The following is a 22,242-nucleotide window of genomic DNA, read 5'->3' as shown; positions in this document are numbered from 1 at the left end:
CACATACTTCAAAATAAAAGGGAAATAAATGTCAGAGATAGATAACTATATACTAGGTATACCTAGTAAAGACGAGATCGTTAGACGTATAAAAAAGGTTTGTGACAGTTTAAGCACACGTCAAAGAGATGAATTCTATGATGCACTTAATAAAGAGTTCGACATTACTATCGATCGTGCTGCATATAAGTACAAAGATGCGAGAACTGATCATGCAAGGGTAGAGTGTACCAATGATGCTGAGTTTATGGGTGTTATATATGAAAGAGTGCTACGGGAGCTTAAAAAGGAGCGGTAGGCTCTAATCCAATGATAGGGAAAGCGAAGTATACAAGCGACCATCCTATCGCGATACCTAGTACCTGATTTGTCAGTGCCTCTAGGTGGCTGTGTTTTTTACTCTGCATCACTGATACCTATCATCTCATAGAACTCATTGAAATAATCCTGATGCACTTTCCCATGATCTGTGATCATATGCGGTCCGTTTACGTCTTTTAGTATCTCGATACGTTTTGCTCTATGGTTGTAGTACCTTTGGTGTAGTATGATCCTTGGTCGTTTGTATATCATATCTTCCTCCTGGTGTCGTATCTAATGTTTGCTATCTCTGATCCGCTCTCTCTTTTTGAGAAGATCTTATGCAGCCATAGTCTCAGCTTCTTCATATATCCCCCTTATATCTTCTACGTTCATCATCTCTGCATCAGATAGGTACCTGATGACTGCCTCTAGCTTTTTATTGGTCAGGTCAGACTTGCTATGTCGCTTGCCGTCTATGACTCTGAACACTTGATAATGCTCACAGACATACACGATCTGGTAGGAGCATATCTTGAGCTTTATCTGCTTGTATTCTTCATGGTAGGTACTCATCTATGCTCCTTTCATTTATTTTTGTGCATAAGGACACTGCTTGTCTTTGCTTAGTGCTATCGTTCCACCGTCATTTAGGAAGATCGTATATCCCTTATTGATCTCTTGCTTACTGATGCTGAACTTCAGACATCCGACTCTATGCCTGGTACGGAACTGGCACTTATGACATCCCATATGTTCAAATAGGTCAAATGCTGCCATGTGTTATTCCTTTGAGTTCCGGGTATATCTTTTCGATCACTTCAAGCTTGCCTTTTAGGTTGGCGTTTTCTTTGATCAGTTCGATGTGTTCTTGTGAGTATGTTTTCTCTTGTGTCCGATAGTAGTCCAATATTTTTTTAATATTTTCATTTTCTTCCATGATCTCAACTATTTCACTTCTTTGAGCTGCTTTCGGTTCTTCATTAGAATTCTCATAACAGATCTGTTCTTTTGCTTCATGTATCGCTTGAACTTTCGCTGTTCTGAGTCCACCTTTACCATTGGCAGCATTGTTGTCACGGTTGGCTTTGTATTTAAGTACGCTTTTTCTATCATACTGATCATCAACCTTTTTGATCTTGCCTTGGTTAGCATATGCATAGATACTTGCTTCACTGACACCGATGATATTTGCAGCTTCTTCTTTGCTGATAAGCTCCGGTTCTTCGCTGTATTCTTCTCCAAGGAACTCAGCTACACTTCTCTTGCTTACAAAAGCCTCACCTTCTTCCATCACTTCTTCAAGCTGAGAACGTTTCATCATGAACTTTACTTCATCTACAGTAGTGTCTAGAAGATCAGCCGCTTCATTAAGTGACCATATCGCTACATGTGACATATCAAGCTCCTATTACGTTTTTGTATACTTTGATATAGAGTGCTAACTCCGCTACTGTTTTGCAACCGGCATTGACCGCTTCATTGATCATGTTTCTATCTGTTTTGTAGTTCATCTTCTCTCCTTTTCATGTCTAAGATGCGTTTCTTTGCTTTGTTGGTGAATTTTCCTTGCAGTGCCAGCTCGTCACATTTCTCCTGGTCGTACAGGTTCCCGTCACTTCCACCTTTTCCAAATGTGATCACATCATCCGGTAGACGGCCATCTTTCCTGAAGTTATGAATGGATCCGTGTGATACTCCATAACGATTAATAAAATCTTGTGTGGTTAATTGCATTGCTATCCTTCCATATCATTGTCTATGTCACTGCATACTGCCATAGGACTGATCCTTGTCAGTTCTTTACGCCTCACATCACATGCTTTAAGTAGTGGGCCTTTGACATGTGCTTCAAGGCTAGCCCCGTCAAGCGATGAAAAGTATCTATTCAGGTCTTCAACATTATTTTTACTCTGTATGATATGAAGCTGCATATCTATGTATTCTATTTGTGCTTTTGTCATCATATTCCTTTCTATGTAAGTACTTACCGGACCCAATCGATCTAAAAATGGGAAGAGNCTGCATATCTATGTATTCTATTTGTGCTTTTGTCATCGTATTCCTTTATGTTCAAGTACTTACCGGACCCAACCGATCTAAAAATGGGAAGAGGGTGAACGATGTGGTCAGGTAAGTACTTTGTGAGCCGTCACCTTGCAAGGATGCTCTAAAAGTATCTTGACGGCCAAGTTCGGTAAAAAAATATAGTTATCGTGTTTGAATTTTCCGTACGTGGATTAGACGTGAGGTAAGCCCTCAATGAAGCCACCGAGTGGTGAGTGTGTGAAGGCTCATGTGATTTTTGTCTCACTATATACATATCTCCTACACCATAATATGTATATAGCGAGACATCCCANAAGCTGCATATCTATGTATTCTATTTGTGCTTTTGTCATCGTATTCCTTTATGTTCAAGTACTTACCGGACCCAACCGATCTAAAAATGGGAAGAGGGTGAACGATGTGGTCAGGTAAGTACTTTGTGAGCCGTCACCTTGCAAGGATGCTCTAAAAGTATCTTGACGGCCAAGTTCGGTAAAAAAATATAGTTATCGTGTTTGAATTTTCCGTACGTGGATTAAACGTGAGGTAAGCCCTCAATGAAGCCTATAAATGGATCGCACTCATATAGGTGCAGCATATTTATAAGGTGATTCTCTTTACAGGAGTGTTTATGAAAAATATTCTTGAAAGGGGGAATGGGCGTTCTTTATTCAGGTTGCCTCGAAAATGAACATCCATAGGCTTCATTGAAAGCTTTACAGGCCGTCACGTTGCATGGATACTCTAAAAGTACCTTGACGGCTGTTATTACTGCTGATACCTACTGTTAAGTAAGAAAGTTAATGTTTTTGAATTTCCCGTATCGTGGAATGGCCGTGAGGTAAGCCCTCACACCTGACATACACCATCTAAAAAGGGGAAGAGGAGTGATGATGTATGCCATGTGTTAGAGCTTCTATTCCACTCTCAGTGTCCTCTGGTATAATTTTTGTGCAACCAAAAATAAACACAAAGGACACAGTAAAATGGAGATAAGAGTTTTTGCGTCAAAAAAATTTGCAAATGAAGATACCATCCTATATAAACCATCAAGTGTTATAGACATACCATTCGATCATAGGCCCGAAGATACATACCCTGTCATTGAACTTGATGAAAGCGAAAGTGCCAGTCTCAAAAACCTATATGATGATGGATGGAGGATAGCAAAAGTAACCAACCATAAGTATCTTCATATATTCTTCATGGAAAGAGGATAGCTATATAGTAGCTATACTATATGTCGCATCTTTGAGTGCGGCAAGTTCATGTATGATCTCTTGAAGTTTTTGTATGATCTCTCTATCTTCTTTGTCATCATTTTTTATATCATTTGCAGCTTTCTTTTCTATCGGTATCGGATATGTCTTAATATACTTCATATTATTTATTCCTTTCAAGCTCTATAAAGACACACAAAACCTACCGTATAAATACTATATTTACAGTGGGGGAGCAAGTCTGTAAAATGCCTGTCCTTGTTTGTTCCAAATGTGTGCCTTATAAAAAGCTCTGAGTTATAAAGCAATCCTTTACAACTCAAACAAACTCAAATTTATTTTTTTGAGTTATAGGCTATCTGGTGGCCACCCCATAGTTTATACCTTCATTTGGCTGGTTCCAAATGGGTCATTTCGCACTTAAGCTAGGCAGATGAAGCTATCATCTGCATTACCGGATCATGTCCGGGCGATCTCCCGCATTTTGGTTATAAAAAAATGTCTATAACCTTTATCCATTTAAAGCCAATTTGATATAATTGGATTGTATTTGTAATAAATGGATAATGGATAATACTATCATTTGATGGTATATGTCAAGTAAAATGAGGGGATTTATGGAAAATAATGAGAAAGTAGCAGATATCGACGATATTTTTGAGCGTATTAAGATAGTATTAAAAGTTGGAACATATAAAGATATGCTCGAAAAACTTGATATAAAGAGGGGAACTTTTGACAACTGGAAGCAAAGAGGACATATTCCAATGTCTAAGCTGATAGTAATTGCAAATAAACTTAATATAGAACTTGAATGGCTGATGTATGGGGAAGGACCAAGAAACATTATAAGCCAAACTGGTAAAAATAATATCGGTACCGTTGGAACTGCTCGTAATATACATGTCGGTGATAAGACTAAAACTTCTATGACAATTCGTGAGCCATCACCATCTTACCATGAAGAAGATACGATCAGCATACCATACTATCCTGAAGTATATGCAAGTGCCGGCGGTGGGGCTATGGTATATGACTCACTGAGCGGTACTAAGCCTATGAAACTTTCACGTGCTTTTGTAGAGGACTTCCTCGGAGTATCATTCAACAAGAACATTCATATCCTAAATGTAAAGGGTGATAGTATGGCTCCAACCATCGTAGACGGTGAGCTGATATTTGTCTCTCCGCTCAATGGTAACGGCATAGTAGATGGGCAGATCTACGTAATCATGTATGAAGATGACATCTATGTAAAGAGAATAAGGAAAGTTCCTTTTAGTAAACGATTCAATCTAAGCNAGACGGTGAGCTGATATTTGTCTCTCCGCTCAATGGTAACGGCATAGTAGATGGACAGATCTACGTGATCATGTATGAAGATGATATCTATGTGAAGAGGATAAGGAAAGTTCCTTTTAGTAAACGATTCAATCTAAGCAGTGATAACCCCGATGTAGCAGATATACAACTAACTGATGAGCAGACAGCTGAGTGTATGGTAATCGGTGAGGTAGTAGGGCAGATGAGACGGAAGGGGCAGAAGTAGGATGAAGTGGTATGAACATTTATCTGACATTTGCTTCTGTAAAAAGAATGCAAAGTGGTGTGGAACGATAGAAAGACATGCTGCATGGACTTTATTAGGTTTTTTTACTGGTGCAGCAGTCTTTGGATGGTTATCAGGTTTTTCTGAGACTACGATTGATGTACTAAAAGTCATTACAGGTGGACTGATAGCTGTATCAGCAGGTATCGCAGCACAGCAATTTAGGTTTAACCGTAAACAAGCAGAAAAAGCAAATAGGTGGAATACTAAACAGCTAGCAGCTACACAAATGCATGCAAGTAGAAAAGTTATCAAGGAAGCGATAAGCGATCTTCATGGTAAGTTTGAGATACTAGAGCAAAAAGGTCCATATTCTCTTTATGAAATTCATGATGCTATTGGGGTTATGTTATCAAGTGGTAAATTTGTATTTCATGGAGAAGAAACAGAAGATGATATAAAGTTAATCCCAGACGAACAACATGAAAAATCTAAATATAGAGCTATTTCTTTTAGAAAAGATGTTAATGGAAGAGAAATTAAAGATAATATACTTAAATATCTTGGTGAGTATGAATACATATGTGTAAGTTTAAATAATAAAATTTTTGATGAAGAAACAGTACGTATGTTCTTGGAATATGGAATTATAAGAGCATTTATGATTTTTGAGAATTATATAGATCATCTCCAAAAAGTTCATGGAGATAAAACAACATACCTAGAGCTACAAACTGTAGCTACTAGATATATTAATGATAATGGTCAGACATCTTAAACGTCTGGCCAACCTTGTATAACGTGTCTCATTGTATCCCCTTTTATTCATAGATACTATGATATCTATCTGATATCACTTATTATAGTATAGTAAAATAACCGTTAATTTATAGTACATTTCTATCCATTTTTAACCATTTTGATAAAAAATTGATATTTTTTTGTGTACTTACGGTACATTTTTACACTATTATAGTTAACAATCAGTTAACAAAATGATAAGTGCAAATCACATTCTATAACTTGTTAATAATATTTCACATTTTTGTTACAAACTATTAGATTATACTTTTTTACTCGCTACAATTACCATGTAATCACAAAAAATATAAATTAAAAGGGGGATCAAATGGGTAAAAACCAAATAGATCATATAGACCAAGCTAGAGATATCCATAATGGAGATAATATACACAACACAATACATGAGCATAAGGACTCCGTATCACCTATCGGAGGGATGAAAATGACAGTGAAGTGGAGATTGCCAGCACTCATAGCGATAGGTTCAGCGATAGGGATATTTTTGTATATGCTATTCTACGCTCCTGGACAGTTCCATGATGAGATCATACTTATAAGCTCATGGTTTGGGACAAAAGATACAGAGACTATTGTAATGTTCTATTTGTTATTTGCATTTTTAGTATATAGCATTGCTATGCCTATATCTTTTATGATGCTTGATAAAGTACTTTCTCATCCATACTTTGATCTGCACTATGATGGAAAGTCTATAAAGGAAGGCAAGTACACCTACGACTTTGTGAGGATCATATGGAAGATAGAGGTAACAGGATGGAGGCAGAACGTGGTAGAATGTTACTGTTTACCTGAAAGAGAATATGGTAACCCATACTTAGTAAAGTTCGTAATGAAGAACAAGGCAGTGGCGCACTACCTAAGAGACTCTTTTTATACTTATAAGGCTGAAATGATACAGAGAGCAAATTATGAGCAGAGTTGAGCAGCTGGCAGCTATGCTGCTAATCATCATGATCGCATTAGGACTATGGATTGGTGTTGATTCAGAGCAGGAAGCTTATAAGCAGGCTGAAAATTCTATTACCATAAAATCTTAAATGCTACATGCCTTACATTTTTTTAAACCCATATTTACCACTTAAAATTAATAAATTGCATGATCATATCCCGTCATGCTTTTTTATCATAGCATTGGTTTTATCTATATAAAGCTGCATATCATCTTTCCAGAACTGTACAGTTTTGTTTTGGTCCGTATGGTCTTTGAGCCAATAATCATCCGGGCATACTTTTAGCATATTTTCGGCAGTTTCAACGGCAAGTTTTTGCAGTTTTGTCGCTTTTGTGATGTCTTTTTCTTCCATAAATGCTTTGGCAGCCATATCACCGTATGTCAGCCACATCATTTCCATCTCTTTACAATGTGATACGGTTTCACTGAAGTGTTGTGTGGTGATAAAAACAAGCATAAAGACAATTTTCTTCATTTATTTTCCCCTTAAAATAAAATATATTCAAAATACTTGACAAATACACTCAAATGATAGTATAGTTTTAATCAAGTAATTCGTAACGTTTTATAACAATACGAGTTTTAGTGAGTGACTTGAGCAAGTTTGGANNNTTTTCTTCATTTATTTTCCCCTTAAAATAAAATATATTCAAAATACTTGACAAATACACTCAAATGATAGTATAGTTTTAATCAAGTAATTCGTAACGTTTTATAACAATACGAGTTTTAGTGAGTGACTTGAGCAAGTTTGGAGACCGATCAAGTCACTCTTTGCACGCTGTGCATAAGCATTTTATCATATTTTGCTTGTGCCTGTCTTTTATCGTCTGCTTTGGTAGGCGGTGACGGGTTTTTAAGTTGATCCTTACCGTCACCTCCTTCCAAAGTAGACAGAAAGAAAGGATCACCCATGAACAAACCTATATTACTTTATGCGGCTCTAACAAAGGCTGTAGATGACTTCAATACCAGACATAACATTACAAGAGGACACCTTGCAGATGCAATAGGATTCTCCGGTGATAACGCAGCTATCCAGTTTTCAAATTGTCTCAATCCTAACAACTACGATAAATCACTTAATGCACAAAAGATAGATCTTCTTATCCATACCATCGATCATGAAGCAAGGATGGTATTTTTTAGAGAGTATATGAGACAGTTTGGGATCAAACCTGTATCTTATGAGCTATTCAATGTAACTGTTAATGATCTTAGACATGCAGCAGATAAAGCAGCAATAGAAGGATCTGAATCTATCATAGCAAATATGAAAGCTTTAAGTGATGGAGAGGTGACAGTAGAAGAGGCTGAAATCATGCTAAAAGAAGCTACTGATGTTGAAAAAGCGCAAGGTACATACATACATATGCTTAATGAGTACATCTCTAAAAACGAGGAGTAATATATGAACGAATGGGAATATGGTGATAACACTGAAACATGCTTCAAGTTCGACTTCAGAGCTGATTTTGACCAGCAAATAAAAAAACTCAAAAGTAATAACGGTGGGGCCTTACAGCGTGGATCTCATAACTATCACATTCTTAAATCTCTGTTTGATGGTAACACGATCGATGACTACTATCAAAGACCTTCCGGTGAGAATGGCCTTCCTATCCATAATGTACGTACAAGAGTAGCACAGCTTAGGAACGAATGGAATGTATGCATAGGATCAAGACGCGTGGATGGTGCACCTTATAAAGAATATCGGATATATGGGAGAGATGCATAATGGAAAATATGTATAACCTAAATATAGAACGTGGAGTACTTGCTTCTATACTATTCGACCCATATGATCAAAACATTGAGACGCTTTATACAAGACTCTCATCAAATGACTTCTATCTACCATTCCACCAATATCTTTTCAATGCATGTTACCGTCTTCACTCAGAAGGTAAACCTATCGATGAAGAGTTCACACGTTATATGTTAAATAAAGAAGGTAAGTTTGATGAAGTAGCTATGCTTGATCTATTGTCATCAAACCCTCTATCTAATATCGATGAGTACGTCAATGAGCTTAAATCTATGAGCCAGAAGCGTTTGCTTGCAACTTTGTCTACAGATATTAAGAAGAAAATTATAGAGGATGGTGCACTACCTCTTGAAGTAATCGACAGTACTATAAAAAGGTTGGAATCAATCGCTGAGGGGGGAACGCTTACAATTGGTAGAAAAAGCATATTCGACACCGAGGCAAAAGATCCTGAATTTATTTGTAAGAACTGGATACCTATACCTCTTGGAACGATTACTATATTTGCTGCACCAGGAGGAACTGGTAAGACATGGCTTGTGCTTCAGGTTGCTTACCGTGCTGCACTGGAAGGTAAGAAAGTTTTTCTATGGTTATCAGAGGACCCTGAAGGTATCGTTAGAAGTAGATTTGATGCGATGCTTGACAAGATCGTAGATACCTATGGAGATGTTTATAGAGATCTTATCCATATAAGCACTGATGATCCAATACTTCTACTGGAAGGACGTGGTAGAACAGTTAACATGTCATCTAAGTTCTATGCAATGAAGAGAGAGCTTAGTGAATATGATGTGATCGTACTTGATCCACTTCTTGCATTCTATGGTGGTGATGAGAATGATAACTCTCAGGCGCGTGTATTTATGCAGCCATTCTTGAACTGGGTCAGAGGTACAGAGCGATCACTTATATTCCTTCACCACTCAAAGAAGGGTGATAGTAACGGAATGACAAAGGCACGTGGTGCAGGTGCTATAGTAGATGCAGTTCGTTGTGTATATGACATGGAGAAGATCACTATCCGTAAGGATGGTAAAGATGTCCCTGATCCTATGAAAGCAGATATGAGACGGTTCATGATCACAAAGGACAACTATGGTGCTGCACGTTATACGGGCGGGTATGTATTTGAACGTCAGATAACTCCTAGAAACAGTGCACCAAGCTTTGAAGTAACGTATGATGATAATGACAATTTAGATATGCCAAGGATAGACTAGTGAATATACATTATAAGAACTATCCAACTGATTACATAGATGATCTTCAATCTCAAGGTAAGAGGCATAAGGCACGTTGCTTCTGGGAGTACTATAACGATGTTCAGAATAAAGCAGTGAATAGTATAGGATTCTATTGTAAATCTTGGGGTCGTGATAAACCAGAGAGTAAAGGTACCGTTCATAAGTGGATCATTGAATTTAGAGATGAGATACAAAGATTTTATGATGCTCATATACTTTTAAATCACCAACACTATAGCTATATTAAAAATCAGAGTGAACGGCAAGTGAACGACTTGGAAACTTTTGAAAGCCTACAAAGTACCAATATACCGAGTGTTGACAAAATAGAGTGTACGGCAAGTGAACGGCAAGTGAACAAAGCTCTAAATATAAGTAATATCAAAAATAATGCGCGTGCGCTTTATGATGGATTTTATTTTATCTATCGTCAGTTCAATAGATATGCAGGTAATAAACTTGAAGGTATGGAATCGTTTGTTCGTGTAGATGATGTATCTCATAAGAGTTTGAGTGTAGCAGCTATCTTCTACTTGAAGGATCATAACGTAGATAGAAAAGTAGGAGTAAAGAAGTTCCTTGACAATAAGGTATATCTTAACTACTTAGATCTAAAGATCAGCGTATTTTTCCAAGGTAAATGGATGGATGGTATCTATGATCCTGACAAAGAGATATTCATGACCGGTGATGATAGCTACAGTTTACCAGCTACTACACTGGCTGATAAGTTTGGTAAAGATGAAATAAAGTTTTTAAAGGAAGTTGCATAATGGTAAAGATAAATGTAGGTGGCAACTTCAATAGTATTAAAGACGTGGTAAAAGATTTAGATGGAATCAGGGACAGAGACATACCGTATATAGCTATCACAGCTGCAAACAATCTAGCGTTTGACACAAAGGAATCAATCGATCAAGAGATAACATATAGGTTGAATATCAGTAAGAAGAAACTATTGTCACCGGTTCGCATCACGAAAGCAACAAAATCAAATCTATTTGTAAAGATATTCATTGATGAGTGGAGCTGGCAGCACAAAGTACTTAAACATCATTTCTTTGGTGGCGATCGTGATCGTAAAGGACTTGAGAAAGCGATGATGGAATTCGGTCATATGAGCAGGAATGAGATACTTACTCCTTCACCCGGTGTAACTATAAAGCCGTCAACATATGTGAAGATCATATCTCAACTAAAGCTTGTATATAAGTCCGGGTATTCTGCAAATGAGACAAAAAGATCACGGTTTAGAAATAGGAGCAGACAGAATGAAAGATATTTTGTAATACCTACTTACAAAAGATCACACCTTCATCCTGGTATCTATGCACGAATGCCTGATCATGACAAACCTATATGTATATTACGAATATCCAAGCAACCGAAATATAAAAAAAGATTAACATCTTTTGAGGATACGGTGAACAAGGTACAGTCTAGAAGATCGGATATACATCTAGGCGAAGCTATAGATAGAGTGATGAAACAAAATAAAAGAATGGGGTGGATTGAATGAAAAAAAATAGGNAACCGAAATATAAAAAAAGATTAACATCTTTTGAGGATACAGTGAACAAGGTCCAGTCTAGAAGATCGGATATACATATTGGTGAAGCGATAGATAGGGTGATGAGACAAAATAAAAGAATGGGGTGGGTTGAATGAAAAAAAATAGGTTCTTCCATAGGATTGAAACTCATACGGGTAGTGTGAACCCCATCGAAAGCTCACATTTAAATTTTTTTTTAAAAAATGGTTGTAGCACATATCCAGTGGTAGTAGTAGGAATATAGCATGATTATGAGTCAGTCTTCCTTTGCAAAGTTGATAGATGTAAGCCAACAGCAGATATCAAAGTATGTTAAGAGTGGAGTGCTTAAGACTGTAAATAATAGAGGGCAGATAGATAGCGAAGATGCATTAGTGACGCTAAATGATCTTGGAAAGATAGATGATAATGGGAAGTACATAAAACGTGATTCTATACAGGATAATAATTCCGCTTCTTTGCCATTTTATAGTGTGCCAGGATATGAGACAATGGCTGACCTTAGCGATGAAGATAGAAAGGCGCTAGAAGATAAAGCAAAAAATGAAGCAGAACTTAAATTAGCAGATCTTGATGCAGTTGCATCGAAGGCCGGTATAGAATTAACAAAAGACCAAAAAGAATTTATAAAAAGTGCAACACTTGCAGAGGCGAAACGCAAAAGAGAGGCTGCTGATGCGATAAGATCTGAGATAGACATCAAGCTTAAGATGATGGAAAAAGATAGAAAAGAGCTTGAGGACAAGATAAAAGCTGATCTATATGTGCTTAAAGAAGATGTTGATGCTGAGGCAAGACGTGCAGGTTCTGATGTGATAGCAGCTATTGAGTCAGCCATAGATAGACTTGGACCAAGGCTTCTTATGAAAGAATCATCTCATGAAACTAAGCAGATAATGCGCCTAGAGTTTCATAAATCACTCAAGGGTCTTATCCAATGAGTGCTATTTACTATGATGTATTTATACGGTCAGTACAGCCAAAAGAGCTGCCTACAATGCCAGAATGGGCAGATGAGCATAGGATTATTGCAAAAGGTGCAGAAAAAGGACCTTGGAAAACAGATAGAACTCCTTATGCAAAGGAGATAATGTATGAACTTTCTCCTCATTCACCTACAAGAGAGATCATTGTTATAAAACCGACACAGATGGGTTTTACCGAGATAGGTGTAAATACGATGCTTTATTACGCCCATCTTTCACCTATTGCATCGCTAATGATACTACATACACAGACAATTGCAGAGACTACTGCAAAAAACAGGATAAACCCTGCTATCCTGAAGATACCAGACCTAAGAGACAAGATAAGTCCATCAAAGAGAAAAGGTGATGGCGGACCAGATCTTGCAAAGGAATACCCTGATGGGTATATGGAGCTTAAATGGGGTCAGACTCCGTCATCATTTGCATCTATCCCTGCAGGAGTAGTCATATGCGATGATATAGACAGATGGCCAACAGATGTGGGAGAAGAAGGTAACCCTCTTGACCTTGCAAGGGGACGTACAGAAACTTATGCAAACTACAAGTTCTATGCGAACTCAACACCAACAACAAAGGCAAAATCAAATATCTATAAAGAGTTCAATGAAACAGATAAGCGCCACTACTACATGCCATGTCCTGAATGTACTCCGAGAGAGCATGATAAACAAAACAGATCAAACATGGTTATATTTGAGTGGAAGCATTTTAAATTTGAACATGATGAGAATAACCAGCTTGTAGGAAATGTTGATTTTTGTTGTCCTCATTGCGGATCACTGATAAGAGAAGAACACAAAGAGTGGATGATGAGCGAAGAGGCAGGGGCCAAGTGGATACCTCATAGACCTGGTGTAAAAAAGAAAGGATACAGGATAACAGGTATGTACCAGCCTCTTGGCATGGGTAGGGATTGGAATACGATCGGGCAAAGATTTATCGATGCTTCCAAGCTGTCTGAAAAAGGCGACAATACAAAGCTAAAGACAGTTATCAATACCATATTTGCCGAAGTATGGGATAAGGAGCTCACCAAGGTAGAGACAAGCGCAGAGAAGCTACACAGTAGACGCTATACGTACAGTTCTGATGTTCCTGAAGGTGTCTTTATACTCCATGCCGGGGTAGATACACAAGATGACCGTTTTGAGTATGAAGTTGTAGGATACGGTAAAGGCGGTCAGAGCTGGGGTATCGAGCGAGGTGTAGTCACAGGTGATCCTGCATTGCCTGAAACAAAGATGGCACTCGATGAAGTGCTATTGAACAAGACATATATTCATGAGTCAGGATCGCTTATGAAGATCCACACAAAAACAGTCGATTACGGTGGACACAGAAGTAAGGCAGTCAGTGAATATACGTCAAAAAGATTTATGAGACGTATATTTGCCATCAAGGGATCAAAGACGATAGATGCTCCAGTCGTAAATAAAGTGCCAACAAAATCAAAATATAAAACAAAACTATTCATGGTTGGGGTCAATGCTGCAAAAGATGACTTCTTCTCACGTTTAGTCATTTCAGAAAAAGGAGATAACTACTGCCATTTCCCTGATAGCTATGATATGAATTATTTTGAGCAGCTGCTTGTAGAGAGGAGAGAAGATAGTGGAAGATGGATAAATCCTGGTAAAAAGCGTAATGAGTCCACCGACTGCCGTATCTATGCAGACTGCGCAAAGGAACTTAGCGGCATTGATGTTGAGGCACTGAGCAAACCATTATTTTACGTGCAAAATGCAACACCAAATAAAAAAAGAAGAAGAATATTGAGCAAGGGGAGATAATGTGCAAAAAAAACAGTATTTGGGATAGAAAAACAAGAATTAGAAAATATTTTTCACTAAAAAACAGAAATATTGCCATGATTGAACATGTACAGGAAAAATATAACATTACCTTTGAAGAAGCCATCGATAAACTGCTTGAAACACCGTCAGAGCGTGAAAATGCGATGAAAGAACTAAAAGATTATTACTTCGATTTTTAACACTCATACTAAAAATAAAACATAAAGTCAAGACAACTTTATTGTCTTTATTTAAATCACGTTAATTGTAATAATGCTTCAAAATCATTTTTTGGAGTGCATATGGCTATCGATCTTGATACTGCAAATACCATGTTAACTGAGTGGTTAAATGCAGAAAAGGCCATTTTGAAAAATCAATCATACAAGATTGGTGACAAAGAATTTACAAAAGTAAATATGTCATATGTACGTGAAAATGTAGCCTACTGGGAGAAAAAAGTACTTTCTCTTACCCCTGCCTCAGAGGGTGGAAGAAAAGGCGTAAGAATGAAGAAGGCGGTATATAGAGGATGAGCAAAAAACCGTCTGTGAATATGAATATCATCGATCGTGCCATCGGAGTATTCAGTCCCGCATCAGCGCTGGAAAGAGTACAGTCAAGACTCAAGATACAGGCAATGGCAGATAGTGGGTATATCGCTACAAAATCATCCAAGCGTTCTATGCGTTCTGCAAATTTCAAAGCGCAGGATTCTGATGCAGATGATCTTACTAATCTAACAAAATTCCATGGTGTAACAAGAGACCTTTTCCGCAATCATCCAATCGTATCTGGTGCTATAGGAACGATGAAGTATAACATCATGGGTGCAGGTCTTACTGCACAGCCACAGATAGATAATGATTTTTTAGGACTATCAGAAGATGAGGCACGAGTATGGGAGATCAAGGCTGGAAGATATTTTAACTTCTGGGCTCAAAGCCAAAATGCAGATGCTGAGCATACTTCAAATTTTTACGAACTTCAGGGGATAGCACTAACAGGTACGTTTGTATCAGGTGATATTTTCGCTGCACTACCGTACATTGAAAGAAAAGACTCCCCTTTCTCCCTTGCAGTACGTCTCATAGAGGCGGACATGTGCTCAAACCCTAACGGACTCAAAGACACAAAATCGATAGCAGGCGGTATAGAGAACGATGAGTATGGCGCGCCGATACGATATCACTTCTCAAAAAATCATCCATCAAGACGTACTGGAAACAAGTGGATTCCTATCGATGTATTTGCAGATAACGGTAGAAGAAATGTTCTTCATATCTTTGAAAAGCATAGACCGTATCAAAGACGCGGTATCTCAGTATTGGCACCGGTGGTAGAACCGCTTAAACAGCTTGGTGACTATACTCAGGCAGAACTTACAGCTGCAGTGGTAAGCGGACTGTTTACCGTATTTATCAAAACAGAGTCTGGTGAGCTTCCTGAAGGATACGATGAAGATACCACCTACCAAGACAGCGATGATCTTTCAGAGATAAACCTTGAAGCAGGTTCAGTCATAGGTCTGGCAGAGGGTGAGAGTATAGAGACTGCAAATCCAAATAGACCAAATACTGCGTTCGATCCGTTCGTATCAGCGATACTAAGACATGTTGGTGCAGCACTTCATCTTCCCTATGAAGTACTCATCAAACACTTCAGTTCATCATACTCTGCTTCACGTGGTGCATTGCTTGAAGCATGGAAGATGTTTAGAGCTCGTCGCGTATGGTTCTCGGACAGATTCTGCCAGCCTATCTATGAAGAAGTCATAAAAGAAGCAGTGATGCTTGGATACTTGCCGGCACCTGGATTCCTTGATGACCCAATGGTTATGAAAGCGTATTGTGGATGCACATGGAATGGTCCTGGGCAAGCTCAGCTTAACCCTCTTCAGGAGACAAAGGCTGCGAAGATGAAGGTTGAGGAAGCATTCAGTACTAGAACCAAAGAGGCAGCAGAGATGAACGGAACCGACTTTAATGCCAATGCAAAAACTGCAAAACAGGAAACAAAAACCTATAAAGAGACAGGTCTTATTGAAGTACGTGACGGTGCTTCAGACCAAAATACAATGACAACAGAGGTGAACAATGAGTAGGGTACTAAAGGCACTACAGCAAGAGTCGTGGCTGATACTTCCAGAAAGACTTGAGCTTATGCGCCAGATCGCTTCACGCGAATATGATGTAGAGATGCTTGCTACAAAAGTAGGACAACCGCTAGACAATACCAGAACGGTAGAGCTTAGAGGCACTACGGCCGTCATCCCTGTGATAGGTTCTATCTATCGTTATGCGAACCTGTTTACAGAAATATGTGGGGATGTATCTACAGAGGCACTTATACAGGACATTGTAAAAGCAGGTGATAACCCAAGAGTAAAAGAGATCGTTATGAACTTTGATACAGGCGGAGGTCAGGCCGCAGGCATTTGGGAAGCAAGTAAGATCATCGCTGATGTAAAACGTGTAAAACCGGTTATTGCCTATGTGGATGATGTCGCTGCATCAGGAGGGTACTGGCTCGCAAGCGCATGTGATCATATCGCTGCGTCAAAGACAGCGATGGTTGGAAGTATAGGCGCAGTTTATGGATTTACTTTTAAAAACAACCCCGGCATGGAGAGTATAGAGATCGTCTCTTCTATAAGCCCGAAAAAACGTCCGGATGTTCGTACAGACTCAGGCAAAGAGCAGGTACAGACATGGGCGGATAGACTGGGTGAGACTTTCGTACAGGAAGTCGCTAGCAACAGAGGTGTCACCTACGAATATGTGTTAGACAATTTCGGACAGGGTGATATGCTCATCGCTGAAGATGCACTAAGTGCAGGAATGATCGATGAGATAACGACTTTTGAGGCTCTCCTCAAAAGTATTCAATCTTAAAAAGGAGAAATAGGTATGGCAATGTACAAAGATACAGATATCACTGCACCGTTCATAGCGGAAAACTTTCCGTCAGTGCATGCAGAGATCATGGCTTCAGCTGCGAATAACGCTCCTGCTATTACCGCAGAGAGCCTCAAAACATCACACCCTGATGTAGTAGCGACGATTATGGAAGAAGGTAAGGCAAGCGTAGATGTTGGCAGTGAAGTTACAAAAGAGCGTGAACGTATCACGTCTATCCAGGCTCTATCAAGACCAGGTGCGGAAGAGATCATAAATAATGCTCTTGCTGATTCAAGCAAAACAGCAAACGATGTGAAGATCGAACTGTTTGATCATGACCAAGGAAAGCTCGATACGACGCTTAAGCATCACAAAGACAACGGTAAAAAACTTGCTGAAGATCTCAAGGAACTGAACAACCCAGAAGATGGTGATCAGAAACCTGCAAATGCAAAAGAAAAAAGACATGACAGCATGATGTCAAAAATTAAAGGAGGTAAAAAATAATGGCACAACCGGCATATGAAAATACTTATGATCCAAACGGTGTGGTGCTCTCTGAGTGGAGAGTAGATGGAGAACGTGTACTTGTAGAGGGTACATATACTAAAGGTTCAGTTCTTGGAGCTGCTGTAGGCGGAAACTATGAGTTGACGGCAACGGCAGCAGAGGCAGAGTCTATCCTTTTGGCTGATATCACTGTACCAACAGGTGAAACAAGAAAAGCACCTGTAGTAGAAGGCGGTGAAGTAGCAGAGGATGCATTGGTACTTGGTGGAACACTTACTATCGCTGATGTGAAAGATGTTCTCAGAGACAAAAACATTTATATCAAGAAGAGAGGTTAATCATGCCATTAGGATTAGGTAGTTCAGAACTTACACAACAAACAACTCAGGTGTTCGTACCGGGCGGACTTATCACACGTCTTTTCTTCCCTATGACAAAGACTACGAAAGAAAAATACGTTGACGTAACGACAAAAAAAGGTGGTAGAAAACTTGCTCCGTTCGTTTCTCCTAAACTTGGCGGCGTAGTAATGAAGCAAAACGGTAAAAAGCTTGCAACCTATGAACCGCCGCTTCTAAAACCAAAATTGGTTACTGAAGCAGACAGCATTCTTGAAGAGCAAAGTGTCTTCTTTGGCGATGGAAAAACACCTGAAGATAGAGCTGAGGACAAGCTTATCGAGGATGAGACTGAGCTGAAGCGTATGGTTTACAGAAGAAAAGAACATATGGCTATCTCTTTGGTAACTACAGGGAAGTTCAATGCTTTAGGTGAAGGGGTAGAAGAGGAGTTTGACTACTCTATGAATGCCAACAACATCGTAACGCTCACAGGAACGAACCTATGGACTGATGCAGCATCAAACCCTTTGAAAAATCTTTCAACATGGGCAGATGATATCTTCAAGCTTACAGGTAAGAAGCCTGACTCAACAGTATTCGGTAAAGATGTCTATAGCGCGTTCAAGCTTAATGATGCGGTCATCAAGGCATACGATACGAGACGTATCAATGTGGGAGAGCTAAGACCTAGACCTATGTTGGATGCAGAAGGTAAACCTATCCCAGGCGTAACATATGTTGGTAGATGGGAAGAAGAAAACCTAGATATCTATGCATACAATGACTACTATGAGGATGAAGACGGAGTAGTGCAGGCTATGTTCCCGGCAGACAAGCTTGTCATGGGTAACGCGATGGATGCAGGACACTTCGACCATGCAGGTATCACGGATAAAAAAGAGCTGCCTGGACAGGTATTTGAAGGTGAGATCTTTGTGAAGTCATATACGACTGATGATCCATCTGATGAGTATCTGCTTGCACAGTCTAAGCCGCTTCCTATCCCTTCTGATATCGATTCGTTCCTGTGCGCTAAGGCGGTGTAATATGTACCACATCAAGTACCGCATCTCCACGCCTAAAGGAGATCTTGCAGGCGGTTCTGTCGTAGGTCAAAAAGACCTCGACAAACACCTTAGCAAAAAAGAGCAGAAAGAGATGAAAGATGCAGGGCTCATCGTCAGTGTTATTCCTGAAGATGTAGCACCTGTCGATGACAAAGAAGAGAAGACACTCGAAGAGCTTGTAGATACGGAAGACAAAAACGATCTTAAGGTATCTGAGCTTGATACTATACTTGATCACTACAAGCTTGAAAAAACAGGGAACAAGGCTAAAAAGGTAGCACGTATCAATGCATTTGAAGAGGCACTTGACGGCGATCTGTCAGAGCTTGACGATGATATGATCCAAAGTGTGGCCATCTACTGCGATGTAGATACTTCTATTGAGAGAGATGATATGATCAAAGCGATCGAAGCAGCGCTTGAAGAGTAAACATGCAGCAGCTATCAGAAGACCTCGTATTCTTGTATGACGAGATAGGACTTGATGCACAGAAGCAGGACGGTTCTATGNGATCAAAGCGATCGAAGCAGCGCTTGAAGAGTAAACATGCAGCAGCTATCAGAAGACCTAGCATTCTTGTATGACGAGATAGGGCTTGATGCACAGAAGCAGGACGGTTCTATGGTCAAGATCATATTTGACAGCGGGTTGTCAGAGGTAGAAGAGTCTGGAATGAGGATGGCAAGGGCGTTGGCATCTGCGAGCATAGAGCGCAATGCAGTGGTAACGGTACTTGGGAAAAACTATAAATCCATGCGCAGTCCAGAACCGTATGGAGATATGGACGAGGAAGTTATCATCGCACTATTGGAGCAGTCATGAGAACAACACACAAGCAGGCTTTGTCTTTTATCACGACCAAGATCTCTGAAGTTGAACCGAATGCAACTGCAAGAGAGGTAAAGATCATAGAGCATGAGATTGAAGGTATGGCAGAAACGGTAAAGATCATTGCACGTGTCGATGATGATGATACCGTTGTGAGTGACGCTCTGATAGAAGGTCTCAAGGGTCTTACTTTTGATGCGACAAACGGTGTCTCTTTCTTGGGGACAAAGATGGACTGGGGAAGAGACAAGATGGACTTTGTCCTGCTTATCTTTTCTGTAGACATGATGAAAAACTGTGGAGTAAACAATGGCTAAAAAAGAAGAGAACGTGATGATCTATCACGAGAAGACAGGCGAAGAGAGAAGTGTACCAAAAGCTCACGTAAGCAACTACGTGGGTAAAGGGTATACAACCACTAAGCCTGCTAATACAACTACGAAGGAGTCGTAATGGGAACAAAGTTCACACAAGACATAATGGGGATCAAGATCATCAAGGAGGCAACTCCAGGAACGTTCTTGGCTCCTACAACAGCGCTTTATCTTGAGAGAGGGGCAAATACCCCAAAGATATCATTCCCCAAGGTGACTGTAGACCCAATGTCTGCAACGAGCGGATGGAAGCATGATATCTCCGTACCAAGCAAAGGGACCATAGAGTACTCCATCACTCAGAAAATGAGCGATGCGAAAGCTTCATACANCAAATACCCCAAAGATATCATTCCCCAAGGTGACTGTAGACCCAATGTCTGCAACGAGCGGAGGGAAGCATGATATCTCCGTACCAAGCAAAGGAACCATTGAGTACTCCATTACTCAGAAAATGAGCGATGCGAAAGCTTCATACATTACATTGCTTGAAGCATGCAACTTTGCAGGCACAGCGGTAACTACACCCGCAGGTGTCAGCTATGAGATGAAAACATCCGCAACCGATACGCTATCTATAGAGTGGATCGATCCAAGGACTACGATACAAGGACGTGGAGGTAAAGGTGCATTTTCACTCAAGGCACAGATCAACCAGCCTGTAGAGATCACGTTTGACTATAAGTTTGTCTATGAGGGGGAAGTTCAGCTTGCCGCTGTTGACCCTGACAATACTGTGCCGACTGCGGCAGTACCGGGATTCCTCTATGTACTTGAAGACTGTGCATCCTATACGATTAACGGAGCAAGCGGACACTTTGAGAGCTTTGAGATCAACTGGGGTGCTTCTGTGGTTTCACCTGATACGACATGTCCTGCACCTAACTACGTGCAGGAGTATGCACCAACACTGACGATAGTACAGTCTCTCACTGAGGACAACGAAGCATCGTTCGAGGAGCTTAAAACGCAGTCAAGCAAGAACATCATCATTGGACTGTTTGACTCTACGGCGACAAAGCGTGGAGAGATCCGCATACCAAATGCAGTTCCAAATGACCTTGACAAGGGTGGTGAAGAGGGTAGGCTGAAAGCGACAAAGAGCTTCGCATGTCTTCCGACCAGCGGTGATGACAACATCCAGATCGTCATTTTTGACTAACCATTGGGGGTTTTGGTGATATCCACACCGTTCGCCCCTTTCGGTTTCATAGAGCTGATCGGTTCTGTGAAGCTGAAGAAAAACACCAACAAACGGGCAGACAATGCAGCAATGCGGTGTCGAAAAAACTCAAAAAAGGATAAGAGATGAGAAACTTTAGCTTGGCGATACCGTTGGATATCACGATAGACCTTCCAAAGGGAGAGAGTGAGACGTTTTCGATAGAGGTGCAGACGCTTACTGAAGAGATGCAGCACCGATACGATGCAGAGGTAAAAAAGCGCTTCAATGTAGACAGTGTGTCAAAAGAGAGAGCAAAAAAACTCAAAAAAGAGAGACAAAAACTTTCAAGGTACGAATCTCAGCTTGAAGATATCGTATCAGAGATAGAACTTGTATCACCTGAGAGCAAAGACAAAAAGCTTGATCTTCTCTCACAAAAGAGATCTTTACAAGACAAGGTATGGAAGATCGAGGATGCTATCGAGAAGATGCATGAAAATGATCCGGTAGATAGCGATCGTATCAAAAAAGATACCGAAGCGGTGATGAAAGAGCTCTATGATCTTGCTGTCATAGATGATGGCGGATTGTCAGAGTTCATGAAGGATAGGTCCATCAAGTATGCGGATATGGTTCCCTATATTCTTCAGAAGAGGGAGGAAGCGCAGGGAAACGCATAAAGCGCGTTATCGCGTACGCAAAGCAGCTGCTTACTGAAGGTTCACCAAAACTGGACCACAGCAAGCCTATCGAAGAGCAAAAGGCATTTTTCATCAAGAGAGGATTTGTATTCCTGGAAGATGAGTGGG

The 22,242-nt window shown here is 39.9% G+C and carries 37 protein-coding genes; 27 read left to right on the top strand and 10 right to left on the bottom strand.

The features are described 5' to 3' along the window. Positions 1-28: 28 nt before the first annotated feature. The gene (locus PGH07_RS07955; protein WP_289413862.1) at positions 29-298 is read left to right on the top strand and encodes a hypothetical protein; all 270 of its coding nucleotides are present in this window, start codon (positions 29-31) and stop codon (positions 296-298) included. Here PGH07_RS07955 and PGH07_RS11460 read toward each other — a convergent pair. The 7 genes from PGH07_RS11460 to PGH07_RS07925 all read right to left on the bottom strand — a co-directional run bounded on the left by PGH07_RS11460 (position 282) and on the right by PGH07_RS07925 (position 2,264). Further along, positions 282-407: a DUF7220 family protein gene (locus PGH07_RS11460; RefSeq protein WP_434481303.1), complete on the bottom strand. Its 126-nt coding sequence runs from the start codon at positions 405-407 to the stop codon at positions 282-284. The genes PGH07_RS07955 and PGH07_RS11460 overlap by 17 nt on opposite strands. After that, positions 397-573: a hypothetical protein gene (locus tag PGH07_RS07950; protein WP_289413861.1), complete on the bottom strand. Its 177-nt coding sequence runs from the start codon at positions 571-573 to the stop codon at positions 397-399. Before PGH07_RS07950 ends, PGH07_RS11460 begins: the two co-directional genes overlap by 11 nt. Positions 574-639: 66 nt before the next feature. Further along, positions 640-876 (bottom strand): hypothetical protein, encoded by a 237-nt coding sequence (locus PGH07_RS07945; RefSeq protein WP_289413859.1) that lies wholly within the window; start codon positions 874-876, stop codon positions 640-642. 15 nt (positions 877-891) lie between these two features. After that, positions 892-1,080, bottom strand: coding sequence for a hypothetical protein (locus PGH07_RS07940; RefSeq protein ID WP_289413857.1), 189 nt, complete (start codon positions 1,078-1,080; stop codon positions 892-894). Next, positions 1,067-1,699, bottom strand: coding sequence for a MerR family transcriptional regulator (locus PGH07_RS07935; RefSeq protein ID WP_289413856.1), 633 nt, complete (start codon positions 1,697-1,699; stop codon positions 1,067-1,069). Before PGH07_RS07935 ends, PGH07_RS07940 begins: the two co-directional genes overlap by 14 nt. Positions 1,700-1,794: 95 nt before the next feature. Continuing rightward, positions 1,795-2,037, bottom strand: a complete 243-nt coding sequence (locus PGH07_RS07930) for a hypothetical protein (protein ID WP_289413855.1) — start codon at positions 2,035-2,037, stop codon at positions 1,795-1,797. A gap of 2 nt (positions 2,038-2,039) precedes the next feature. Next, positions 2,040-2,264, bottom strand: coding sequence for a hypothetical protein (locus PGH07_RS07925; RefSeq protein ID WP_289413854.1), 225 nt, complete (start codon positions 2,262-2,264; stop codon positions 2,040-2,042). A 1,071-nt stretch (positions 2,265-3,335) separates the two neighbouring features. On the opposite strand from PGH07_RS07925, the gene PGH07_RS07920 reads away from it, so the two are divergent. After that, a complete protein-coding gene (locus PGH07_RS07920) occupies positions 3,336-3,569 on the top strand; it encodes a hypothetical protein (protein ID WP_289413853.1) in 234 nt (77 codons plus the stop codon). On the opposite strand, the gene PGH07_RS07915 is transcribed toward PGH07_RS07920, so the two are convergent. Then, positions 3,570-3,731, bottom strand: coding sequence for a hypothetical protein (locus PGH07_RS07915; RefSeq protein ID WP_289413852.1), 162 nt, complete (start codon positions 3,729-3,731; stop codon positions 3,570-3,572). A 431-nt stretch (positions 3,732-4,162) separates the two neighbouring features. Here PGH07_RS07915 and PGH07_RS07910 point away from each other — a divergent pair, with 431 nt between their 5' ends. The 5 genes from PGH07_RS07910 to PGH07_RS07890 all read left to right on the top strand — a co-directional run bounded on the left by PGH07_RS07910 (position 4,163) and on the right by PGH07_RS07890 (position 6,980). Continuing rightward, positions 4,163-4,885 carry a S24 family peptidase gene (locus tag PGH07_RS07910; protein ID WP_434481302.1) on the top strand — a complete coding sequence of 241 codons (723 nt, stop codon included), beginning with the start codon at positions 4,163-4,165 and terminating at the stop codon, positions 4,883-4,885. 56 nt (positions 4,886-4,941) lie between these two features. Further along, the gene (locus tag PGH07_RS07905; RefSeq protein WP_353049834.1) at positions 4,942-5,118 is read left to right on the top strand and encodes a S24 family peptidase; all 177 of its coding nucleotides are present in this window, start codon (positions 4,942-4,944) and stop codon (positions 5,116-5,118) included. Between the two features lies 1 nt (position 5,119). After that, positions 5,120-5,896: a DUF4760 domain-containing protein gene (locus PGH07_RS07900; protein ID WP_289413850.1), complete on the top strand. Its 777-nt coding sequence runs from the start codon at positions 5,120-5,122 to the stop codon at positions 5,894-5,896. Positions 5,897-6,247: 351 nt separating this feature from the next. Then, positions 6,248-6,865, top strand: a complete 618-nt coding sequence (locus tag PGH07_RS07895) for a hypothetical protein (RefSeq protein WP_289413849.1) — start codon at positions 6,248-6,250, stop codon at positions 6,863-6,865. Beyond that, a complete protein-coding gene (locus PGH07_RS07890) occupies positions 6,852-6,980 on the top strand; it encodes a hypothetical protein (protein ID WP_289413848.1) in 129 nt (42 codons plus the stop codon). Before PGH07_RS07895 ends, PGH07_RS07890 begins: the two co-directional genes overlap by 14 nt. A gap of 63 nt (positions 6,981-7,043) precedes the next feature. Here PGH07_RS07890 and PGH07_RS07885 read toward each other — a convergent pair whose 3' ends face one another. Both PGH07_RS07885 and PGH07_RS07880 read right to left on the bottom strand, forming a co-directional pair. Continuing rightward, positions 7,044-7,370, bottom strand: coding sequence for a hypothetical protein (locus PGH07_RS07885; RefSeq protein WP_289413847.1), 327 nt, complete (start codon positions 7,368-7,370; stop codon positions 7,044-7,046). 287 nt (positions 7,371-7,657) lie between these two features. Then, a complete protein-coding gene (locus PGH07_RS07880; protein WP_289413846.1) occupies positions 7,658-7,810 on the bottom strand; it encodes a hypothetical protein in 153 nt (50 codons plus the stop codon). Here PGH07_RS07880 and PGH07_RS07875 point away from each other — a divergent pair. The 20 genes from PGH07_RS07875 to PGH07_RS07780 all read left to right on the top strand — a co-directional run bounded on the left by PGH07_RS07875 (position 7,809) and on the right by PGH07_RS07780 (position 22,113). Further along, positions 7,809-8,303 carry a hypothetical protein gene (locus PGH07_RS07875; RefSeq protein WP_289413845.1) on the top strand — a complete coding sequence of 165 codons (495 nt, stop codon included), beginning with the start codon at positions 7,809-7,811 and terminating at the stop codon, positions 8,301-8,303. The genes PGH07_RS07880 and PGH07_RS07875 overlap by 2 nt on opposite strands. A 3-nt stretch (positions 8,304-8,306) precedes the next feature. Then, positions 8,307-8,636, top strand: a complete 330-nt coding sequence (locus PGH07_RS07870) for a hypothetical protein (RefSeq protein ID WP_289413844.1) — start codon at positions 8,307-8,309, stop codon at positions 8,634-8,636. Next, positions 8,636-9,889, top strand: coding sequence for an AAA family ATPase (locus PGH07_RS07865; RefSeq protein WP_289413843.1), 1,254 nt, complete (start codon positions 8,636-8,638; stop codon positions 9,887-9,889). The genes PGH07_RS07870 and PGH07_RS07865 overlap by 1 nt, the downstream gene beginning before the upstream one ends. Then, positions 9,889-10,686, top strand: coding sequence for a hypothetical protein (locus PGH07_RS07860; RefSeq protein WP_289413842.1), 798 nt, complete (start codon positions 9,889-9,891; stop codon positions 10,684-10,686). The genes PGH07_RS07865 and PGH07_RS07860 overlap by 1 nt, the downstream gene beginning before the upstream one ends. Further along, positions 10,686-11,432 carry a hypothetical protein gene (locus tag PGH07_RS07855; protein WP_289413840.1) on the top strand — a complete coding sequence of 249 codons (747 nt, stop codon included), beginning with the start codon at positions 10,686-10,688 and terminating at the stop codon, positions 11,430-11,432. The genes PGH07_RS07860 and PGH07_RS07855 overlap by 1 nt, the downstream gene beginning before the upstream one ends. Positions 11,433-11,716: 284 nt before the next feature. After that, positions 11,717-12,406, top strand: a complete 690-nt coding sequence (locus tag PGH07_RS07850; protein ID WP_289413839.1) for a hypothetical protein — start codon at positions 11,717-11,719, stop codon at positions 12,404-12,406. Continuing rightward, positions 12,403-14,244 carry a phage terminase large subunit family protein gene (locus PGH07_RS07845; protein ID WP_289413838.1) on the top strand — a complete coding sequence of 614 codons (1,842 nt, stop codon included), beginning with the start codon at positions 12,403-12,405 and terminating at the stop codon, positions 14,242-14,244. The genes PGH07_RS07850 and PGH07_RS07845 overlap by 4 nt, the downstream gene beginning before the upstream one ends. Next, the gene (locus PGH07_RS07840; protein ID WP_289413837.1) at positions 14,244-14,447 is read left to right on the top strand and encodes a hypothetical protein; all 204 of its coding nucleotides are present in this window, start codon (positions 14,244-14,246) and stop codon (positions 14,445-14,447) included. The genes PGH07_RS07845 and PGH07_RS07840 overlap by 1 nt, the downstream gene beginning before the upstream one ends. 102 nt (positions 14,448-14,549) lie before the next feature. Continuing rightward, on the top strand, positions 14,550-14,783 hold the full coding sequence (locus PGH07_RS07835; RefSeq protein ID WP_289413836.1) for a DUF6148 family protein: 234 nt from the start codon (positions 14,550-14,552) through the stop codon (positions 14,781-14,783). Beyond that, a complete protein-coding gene (locus PGH07_RS07830) occupies positions 14,780-16,351 on the top strand; it encodes a phage portal protein (RefSeq protein WP_289413835.1) in 1,572 nt (523 codons plus the stop codon). The genes PGH07_RS07835 and PGH07_RS07830 overlap by 4 nt, the downstream gene beginning before the upstream one ends. After that, the gene (locus PGH07_RS07825) at positions 16,344-17,141 is read left to right on the top strand and encodes a S49 family peptidase (RefSeq protein ID WP_289413833.1); all 798 of its coding nucleotides are present in this window, start codon (positions 16,344-16,346) and stop codon (positions 17,139-17,141) included. Before PGH07_RS07830 ends, PGH07_RS07825 begins: the two co-directional genes overlap by 8 nt. Positions 17,142-17,156: 15 nt before the next feature. Next, the gene (locus PGH07_RS07820; protein WP_289413832.1) at positions 17,157-17,654 is read left to right on the top strand and encodes a hypothetical protein; all 498 of its coding nucleotides are present in this window, start codon (positions 17,157-17,159) and stop codon (positions 17,652-17,654) included. After that, on the top strand, positions 17,654-17,995 hold the full coding sequence (locus PGH07_RS07815; protein ID WP_289413831.1) for a hypothetical protein: 342 nt from the start codon (positions 17,654-17,656) through the stop codon (positions 17,993-17,995). Before PGH07_RS07820 ends, PGH07_RS07815 begins: the two co-directional genes overlap by 1 nt. Positions 17,996-17,997: 2 nt before the next feature. After that, positions 17,998-19,044 carry a major capsid protein gene (locus tag PGH07_RS07810; RefSeq protein ID WP_289413830.1) on the top strand — a complete coding sequence of 349 codons (1,047 nt, stop codon included), beginning with the start codon at positions 17,998-18,000 and terminating at the stop codon, positions 19,042-19,044. Between the two features lies 1 nt (position 19,045). Beyond that, the gene (locus tag PGH07_RS07805) at positions 19,046-19,495 is read left to right on the top strand and encodes a hypothetical protein (RefSeq protein ID WP_289413829.1); all 450 of its coding nucleotides are present in this window, start codon (positions 19,046-19,048) and stop codon (positions 19,493-19,495) included. A gap of 117 nt (positions 19,496-19,612) precedes the next feature. Next, complete coding sequence (locus tag PGH07_RS07800) at positions 19,613-19,888, top strand: hypothetical protein (protein WP_289413828.1); 276 nt, start codon at positions 19,613-19,615, stop codon at positions 19,886-19,888. Next, positions 19,885-20,211, top strand: coding sequence for a hypothetical protein (locus PGH07_RS07795; protein WP_289413827.1), 327 nt, complete (start codon positions 19,885-19,887; stop codon positions 20,209-20,211). The genes PGH07_RS07800 and PGH07_RS07795 overlap by 4 nt, the downstream gene beginning before the upstream one ends. Next, a complete protein-coding gene (locus tag PGH07_RS07790) occupies positions 20,204-20,347 on the top strand; it encodes a hypothetical protein (protein WP_289413826.1) in 144 nt (47 codons plus the stop codon). Before PGH07_RS07795 ends, PGH07_RS07790 begins: the two co-directional genes overlap by 8 nt. A gap of 297 nt (positions 20,348-20,644) precedes the next feature. Continuing rightward, complete coding sequence (locus PGH07_RS07785) at positions 20,645-21,430, top strand: hypothetical protein (RefSeq protein ID WP_289413825.1); 786 nt, start codon at positions 20,645-20,647, stop codon at positions 21,428-21,430. 146 nt (positions 21,431-21,576) lie between these two features. Next, positions 21,577-22,113, top strand: a complete 537-nt coding sequence (locus tag PGH07_RS07780; RefSeq protein ID WP_289413824.1) for a hypothetical protein — start codon at positions 21,577-21,579, stop codon at positions 22,111-22,113. The last annotated feature ends 129 nt before the right edge of the window (positions 22,114-22,242 follow it).

Source organism: Sulfurovum zhangzhouensis (assembly GCF_030347965.1).
Lineage (GTDB): Bacteria > Campylobacterota > Campylobacteria > Campylobacterales > Sulfurovaceae > Sulfurovum > Sulfurovum zhangzhouensis.
The sequence above is the reverse complement of the archived record's forward strand: the minus strand, read 5'-3'. Positions and strand labels throughout refer to the sequence as shown.